The sequence below is a fragment of the Chryseobacterium sp. HNCC26DJ241 genome, assembly GCF_057180505.1.
The window spans coordinates 45,893-51,971 of sequence record NZ_JBXUGL010000026.1; the positions used below are offsets into that span (position 1 = coordinate 45,893).

The 6,079-nt window shown below is 33.0% G+C and carries 4 protein-coding genes and 1 tRNA gene; 3 read left to right on the plus strand and 2 right to left on the minus strand.

The features are described from left to right. Positions 1 to 78: 78 nt before the first annotated feature. Complete coding sequence (dnaN, locus tag AC2A1C_RS12115) at positions 79 to 1,206, minus strand: DNA polymerase III subunit beta (protein ID WP_484025983.1); 1,128 nt, start codon at positions 1,204 to 1,206, stop codon at positions 79 to 81. Between the two features lie 369 nt (positions 1,207 to 1,575). Between dnaN and uvrA the strand changes: the two genes are divergently transcribed. From uvrA to AC2A1C_RS12130, 3 genes are all read left to right on the plus strand, one after another. Further along, on the plus strand, positions 1,576 to 4,365 hold the full coding sequence (uvrA, locus tag AC2A1C_RS12120) for an excinuclease ABC subunit UvrA (protein WP_484025985.1): 2,790 nt from the start codon (positions 1,576 to 1,578) through the stop codon (positions 4,363 to 4,365). A 1-nt stretch (position 4,366) separates the two neighbouring features. After that, positions 4,367 to 5,332, plus strand: a complete 966-nt coding sequence (locus AC2A1C_RS12125) for a YheT family hydrolase (RefSeq protein WP_484025987.1) — start codon at positions 4,367 to 4,369, stop codon at positions 5,330 to 5,332. 313 nt (positions 5,333 to 5,645) lie between these two features. After that, positions 5,646 to 5,717, plus strand: a tRNA-Arg gene (locus AC2A1C_RS12130). A 196-nt stretch (positions 5,718 to 5,913) separates the two neighbouring features. Here the strand turns inward: AC2A1C_RS12130 and AC2A1C_RS12135 are convergent. Continuing rightward, entirely contained in the window at positions 5,914 to 6,069 is a 156-nt protein-coding gene (locus tag AC2A1C_RS12135; protein WP_484025988.1) for a T9SS type A sorting domain-containing protein, read from the minus strand. Between the last annotated feature and the right edge of the window lie 10 nt (positions 6,070 to 6,079).

A 6,079-nucleotide genomic window follows, 5' to 3' on the forward strand; every position in this document is an offset into this window, starting at 1 on the left:
TATAGTATTGTATATAACTTAACAAAAAAAGAGATCTGAAAAACTTCAAATCTCTTTTTATCTATATTTTCAAAAAATTTACATTCCAATTACCGGCATAGAAAGCATAAGCAAGTTTTCTTCTGCTTCAAGACCATCCACAGGTTCCAAAATTCCTGGTCTGTTTGGTTGTGACATTTTCAGAGTAACATCTTCAGAACCCAATACAGAAAGCATTTCGGATAAAAATTTGGAACTGAATCCGATATTGATATCTTCCCCGTTATAATCACAAGGAATCTGCATATCTGCTTTGTTTGCAAATTCTGTATCTTCCGCATGAAGATGAAGCACATTTCCTGATAATTTGAAACGAACCTGATTCGTCGATTTATTTGACATAATGGAAGCTCTTCTAATAGCACTTAAAAGAAGATTTCTATTAATAGTAAGAATATTAGGATTTTCCTTCGGAATTACTGCGGAATAATTCGGATATTTTCCATCAATCAATCTACAGATCCAAATATTATTTCCAAAAGTGAATTTCGCCATATTTTCGTTGAAATCAATCACTACTTCATCGGAAGAATTAGCCAAAATATTTTTGAAAATAGAAAGCGGTTTTTTCGGCATGATGAATTCCATGGGTTCAGAAATCAAATCCGTTCTTTTATACACCACCAAACGATGCGAATCTGTGGAAACAAAATTGGTTTCATCTTCCTTAAACTGGAACAAAACTCCCGTCATTACAGGTCTAAGGGAATCATTGCTGGTTGCAAAAAGTGTATTGGTCAATGCTTCCGAAAGAACGCCTGCAGGAACTACAACACTTTGTGCAGCATCAAATTCAGGAAGTTCAGGATAGTCGTCTGCATTATCCAAAGCTACAGCAAAACTGTCTTTTTCGTCTAAAATTTCCAAAAGACTTCCCGTTCCTTCTGCGTTGTCTTTTACAGAAAGTGTCAAAGGCTGTTCGCCATACGTTTTCACAAAATCCTGAAATATTTTTGCCGGAACTGCAAATTTTCCTGTATCATCAGATTTTACTTCCAAAGAAGTGATCAATGTGGTTTCACCATCGGAAGCTGTTATTTTAAGAGTATTTTCTTCTAATTCAAAAAGGTAATTTTCTAAAATTGGTCTTGATTGTGAACTTGAAATAACACCACTTACAGTTTGCAGTGCTTTCTGCAGTTCACCACTAGAAACAATAAATTTCATCTGTTAAATTAATTTTTACAAATATATAAAATTGAAGCAGATATCCGAAATTAAACCCATTCTTTTTGTTTTAATTTTTACGGAAAAGTTATTAACATTAAGGCTTTAGAGAGAATGTTTTTATAAAGTAATGCTGCATTTTCACATTACATCTCCATTCATTAAAAATGGCCTGAAAATTCAGACCATTACTTTGATATTTTTCTTTTTTCTCATCAGTCGCGCAAATAAATTTTTGAATAATTTTTTATTCATTAATTTTTTAAAATTTGCAAAATAAAGATACAATTTATTTTTTTAAATAAACAAAAAATTTATCATTTATTTTTTCTTCAAATTTTCAGTAATTTTGTAGGTCTTATTTTCACAATGGCTACAACACAGGAAATCAATATCAAAAAAGAAATTTTCGTCAAAAATGCACATCTTAATAATCTGAAACATATTGATGTCATTATTCCTAAAAACAAACTAATTGTTATCACCGGAGTCTCCGGAAGTGGGAAATCTTCTCTCGCTTTTGATACGATCTATGCGGAAGGACAGAGAAGATATGTGGAAAGTCTAAGTTCCTATGCTCGTCAGTTTTTGGGAAAATTAGAAAAACCGAAAGTGGATGATATAAAAGGATTGGCTCCTTCCATTGCCATTCAGCAAAAGGTAATCTCTTCCAATCCGCGTTCTACCGTAGGAACTTCCACAGAAGTGTACGATTATTTGAAATTGTTGTTTGCAAGAATAGGAAGAACATACTCTCCTATTTCCGGTGAAGAAGTGAAAAAAGATAGCGTTTCCGATGTAGTTGATTTTATCAAAAATTCTAAAAAAGATTCCTCGTTTCTTTTAAGAGCACCTCTATATTACGATAATAATAATTTTAAAGAAACTTTAAACACTCTTAAAGTTTCCGGTTTTACAAGACTGGAAATCAACGGAAATATTGCCGGAATTGAAGATTTGGAGAGTTTTGGTTTTGTTCCGGAGGAAGGAATGGATGTCCAATTGGTAATTGACCGTTTTTCGTATGAAGAAGACGAAAGTTTTCTGCAACGTCTTGCCGATTCTATTCAGGTGGCTTTTTATGAAGGACATGGAGTTTGTTCTCTGAAAGATGCTGAAACCGGAAAAACAAGAGAGTTTTCCAATAAATTTGAACTTGACGGAATTGAATTTCTGGAGCCAAATGTTCATTTCTTTAGTTTTAATAATCCTTATGGAGCTTGTCCGGTTTGTGAAGGATACGGAAAAGTAATCGGTATTGATGAAGATCTGGTTATTCCCAACAAGAATCTTTCCGTTTTTGAAGATGCCGTTTCTGCATGGAAAGGCGAAAGCATGAGCGAATGGAAAAAGGATTTCATTAAAAAAGCTAAAGATTTTCCAATCCATAAACCTTATTTTCAATTAACCAAAGAGCAGAAAAATTACCTTTGGAAAGGAGATAAATCCAGAAGTTTTCCAAGTATTGATAATTTTTTCAAAATGCTGGAAGAAAATCTTTACAAAATCCAATACAGAGTAATGCTTTCCCGCTATCGTGGAAAAACTACCTGCTATGAATGTGAAGGTTTACGATTGCGTAAAGAAACCGAATGGGTAAAAATTGACGGACACAATATCCAATCCATGATCGAGCTTCCGCTGGATGAACTTTTACCTTTGATCCAAAATCTGAAACTTACAGAATACGAAAGCGAAGTTGCAAAAAGACTGGTTTACGAAATTAATTCTCGACTTGAATTTTTAATAAAAGTCGGACTTGGATATCTAACTTTGAACCGAACTTCCAATACACTTTCGGGAGGTGAAAGCCAGAGAATTAATCTGGCAACAAGTTTGGGAAGTTCTTTGGTAGGTTCAATTTATATTTTGGATGAACCTTCTATTGGTCTACATTCCAGAGATACGGAAAATTTGATCGAAGTTTTGAAACAATTACGAGATTTAGGAAATACAGTGATTGTGGTGGAACATGATGAAGACGTGATGAATGCCGCCGATTACATTATCGATATCGGGCCAGAAGCTGGATATTTGGGTGGTGAACTGGTTTTTGCTGGAAATTTTGAAGACCTGAAAAACGCCAATACATTAACTTCGGATTATTTAACAGGAAAGTTGGAAATTGAAGTTCCTGAAAATCGCAGAAAAGCAAAAGAATGGATCCGTATAAAAGGAGCAAGACAAAATAATCTGAAAAATATTGATGTCGATATTCCTTTGGAAAACCTGGTGGTAATTTCAGGAGTTTCGGGTTCGGGAAAATCGACTTTGATGAAAGAAATTCTGACAACCGATATTCAGATTCAATTAGGAATGGGCGGAAAAAAAGCTGACTACGACAGTGTGGAATTCCCGAAAAAACTCATCAAAAATATTGAACTGATCGATCAAAATCCTATCGGAAAATCTTCACGTTCCAATCCTGTAACGTATCTGAAAGCATACGATGATATTCGTGATTTATTTTCCAAACAAAAATCTGCAAAATTATTAGGCTTAAAACCGAAACATTTTTCCTTCAATGTGGATGGAGGAAGATGTGACGAATGCAAAGGAGAAGGTGTTATTACCGTTTCCATGCAGTTTATGGCTGATATTGAACTGGAATGCGAAGTTTGCCATGGAAAACGTTTCAAAAATGAAATTCTCGAAATAAAAGTAGACGACAAAAATATTTCCGATATTCTGCACATGACTGTGGATAGTGCCATAGAATTTTTTAAAGAAAATAAAGAAGAAAAAATTGTAACCAAATTAAAACCATTACAAGAAGTTGGTTTAGGATATTTACAATTGGGACAAAGCTCTTCTACTCTTTCCGGCGGTGAAGCGCAGCGTGTAAAACTGGCATCATTTCTTGTGAAAGGTGTAACTACTGATAAAACATTATTTATTTTTGATGAACCTTCCACAGGTCTTCATTTCCATGATATCAAAAAATTATTAAAATCCTTACAAGCTCTTATTGAACTTGGTCATTCGGTAATTGTAATTGAACATCAACCTGATATTATAAAATCCGCAGACTGGATTATTGATATTGGGCCGGAAGCTGGAAAACATGGTGGCGAGGTAATATTCGCAGGAACTCCTGAAGATCTAATTAAAGATAAAAAATCTTATACTGCAAAATTCATTGCGGAAAAACTAAAGTAAAATGCCTTTAGTCTCATCGCAATATTTACCAAAAAGAATTTTCAGAAATTCGGATATTTCTACCCTTTATTCAGCTCTTATACGGAAAGTAGAAGGCGTGAAACAAATAAGGGAAAGACTGGAACTTTCCGATGGAGATTTCATGGATCTGGAATGGAGCTTTGCCCATAAAAAAACGGACAGCTGTATTATTGTTTTGCACGGATTGGAAGGAAATGCACAACGTCCTTATATTTTAGGAACAGCAAAAATTTTCAATGAAAACGGAATTGATTGTTGCGCCGTGAATTACAGAGGTTGTTCCGGCGAACCCAACCGAATATTTTCTTCTTACCATTCCGGAAGAACAGAAGATGTAAAAATCGTTCTGAATCATATTCTTGAGAAAAATATTTACAAAAACATTTACATAAAAGGATTCAGTCTTGGCGGAAATCTTACCCTAAAATATACCGGAGAAACAGAAAATTTGCCTATAGAATTAAAAGCCGTGATCGCCGTCTCTACTCCGGTAGATTTAGAAGGCTGCATGATATCTCTTCAAACTCCAAGAAATTTCTTATACTCTACTGATTTTCTGCTTACTTTAAAAAAGAAATTAAACGAAAAAGAACGTTTATTTCCAGAAAAATTGTCCAAACTTGAAATCAAAAAAATTAGAACCTTAAAAGAATATGATGATTTTTATACTTCAAAAGCCAATGGTTTTATAAATGCTTTAGATTATTACACAAAAAGTAGTTCTTTGCAGTTTCTTCCTCATATCAAAATTCCGACACTGCTAATTAATGCAAAAAATGATAGTTTTCTTTCAGAAAGTTGTTACCCGATAGAAATCGCCCAAAAAAGCAAAAATCTGTTTTTGGAAATTCCGGATTATGGAGGACACGTCGGATTTGTAGACAAGGAGAATGTCTATTACAATGAAAAACAATCTTTCAATTTTATAAAAGACATAAGTCTATAATTTTCATTATTTTTTTTTATCCACATTTTTTTGTGAATAACTTGTGAATTTTAACATTAAATTCATCTTTTGTATTTATTTATTTTCTATCTTTATAAAAGAAATGTTTTAAAAGTGGAAACCATTTACTTTTATTTTGATTTCAGAACTTATTTAAATTTAGATAAAATTTAAGCATAGCTTTGTCGGCTATGCTTTTTTATAAGTGTATAACTAAAAAAATGAGATGTTCTTCTACTGAATCTGCTTCTAAAGAGCAGATTCTTTTTGTAATAACGATTTTATACTGTAATTTTATCTTTTTGAATGATTTGGCCTCATAGTTCAACGGATAGAATAGAAGTTTCCTAAACTTTAGATCCAGGTTCGATTCCTGGTGAGGCTACAATTAATGAAATTTAGAGGCTGTCTCAAAAAAGACGGTCTTTTTTTATGTGGCAAATTTTGCAAAGTATAAGTCTTTTATTTTCGCTTTTAAAGCTCTTAGAAGAAAAAAAATTTCTATTTCAAAAATTGATTCTACAAAATAAAAAAGAGGTTGCCAAATTTTGGACAACCTCTTTAATATAATAGTTACTTAATTATTTTTTAATTTTTTTAGTGATTATTGCATCACCGGAAAGTTTTGTTTTTATAACATACATACCATTTACCAATACATGTGACTGGATTCTAACTTCTTTATCATCAGATGAAAGTTTTACCACAAGTCTTCCACTTGCATCATACACTTCCACTTCTTTGATG

Excerpts from the sequence above, each read along its gene's own strand:
- dnaN (WP_484025983.1), bottom strand. The coding sequence starts at position 1,206 with ATGAAATTTATTGTTTCTAGTGGTGAACTGCAGAAAGCACTGCAAACT.
- uvrA (WP_484025985.1), top strand. The coding sequence starts at position 1,576 with ATGGCTACAACACAGGAAATCAATATCAAAAAAGAAATTTTCGTCAAA.
- AC2A1C_RS12125 (WP_484025987.1), top strand. The coding sequence starts at position 4,367 with ATGCCTTTAGTCTCATCGCAATATTTACCAAAAAGAATTTTCAGAAAT.